General features: G+C 60.0%; 1 protein-coding gene. It reads left to right on the plus strand.

Annotated elements, in window-relative coordinates; translation table 11 throughout:
- A partial coding sequence (locus MJ797_RS26630; RefSeq protein ID WP_239342489.1) for an IS701 family transposase occupies positions 1-1,125 on the plus strand: 1,125 nt, incomplete at its 5' end.
- Between the last annotated feature and the right edge of the window lie 223 nt (positions 1,126-1,348).

Genomic DNA, 1,348 nt, shown 5'->3' on the forward strand with positions numbered 1-1,348 from the left:
CTAGATGCATGGGAATCCGAACTGAAGAATATGCTCACACAGATTCGTCCGCTGTTGTATCGGACGGAGTCGAAGAAGCACGCCGAGCAGTATATCCGGGGGCTGCTGTCGCAGCTGGAACGGAAGAACGGGTGGACGATCGCCGAGTATGTCGGTGAACGGGAACCGAAAGCACTACAGCGGTTTATCAACCTGTCCCCGTGGGATGCGGATGCGGTGCTGGCGTGCAACCGGGAATATGCGATGGAATATCTGGCCGATCCGGGTGGGATCCTCGTCGCGGATCCGACTGGTTTCGCGAAAAAGGGAACCCGGTCGGTGGGTGTACAGCGGCAGTACTCTGGGACTCTGGGGCGGATTGATAACTGCCAGATCGCGACCTTTCTTGCCTATGTCACTCCGCAGCGGGAGCGGGTGCTGATCGACCGCCGACTGTATCTGCCGAAAAGATCCTGGGTGGCTGACCCGGCCCGCTGTGCCGAGGCTGGTGTCCCGCCAGATGTGGGGTTCGCGACCCGGCCGGCGCAGGTCATAGAGATGATCAAGGCTGCGCTGGAAGCAGATGTTCCGTTCGCGTGGTTCACCGCGGATGAGGAATTCGGCCAGAATCCGGGCCTGTGCACCTACCTCGAGGACAACCGTATACCGTATGTGATGGCCGTACCGAAAAACACGCTGTTCACCGACGCGAAAGGCCAGACCATCCCGTTCGAGGCGCGTGCCCAACGAGTGCGTCCGCATGCGTGGCAGCGTCGTGCCTGCGGTATCGGATCGAAGGGATTCCGGGTCTACGACTGGGCGGTGGTGGAATCCGCCGACCCCGATCATCAGTACATGCTTCGTCGATCCATCGACGATGGTGAGCTGGCTTTCTACCATTGCTACAACCCCACCACGCGGGATTCGGGGAATGTGTCCAGGTGGCCGGGGCGCGCTGGCCCATCGAAGAATGTTTCGGATCCGGTAAGGATGATGTCGGACTCGACCACTACCAGGTTCGAACCTGGAATGCCTGGCATCGGCATATCACTCTCGCCATGCTTGCCCACACCTTTCTGGCTATCATCGCACACATCGCCAAAAAAGGGGATCTGCACCCACCGCGCAGCGAGACAAACCCGATAATCAACCCGACACTCAGACCGAACACGAAACCACGCTACCCATCCATCGACGCCTGATCGCGCTCACCCTTGCTGAAATCCGCCGGCTTCTCAACCTCCGTGATCGTGGCGAACACGCCATCGCCCACGGCTTGCACTGGTCGACCTGGCGTCGCTGGCACCAGGCTCAGGCCCGCAGAGCCCACGTTCGGCGACGTCTTCATCTCCAGACTTTAAGGATCTAG

Source organism: Protofrankia sp. CiP3 (assembly GCF_917627345.1).
Classification (GTDB): domain Bacteria; phylum Actinomycetota; class Actinomycetes; order Frankiales; family Frankiaceae; genus Protofrankia.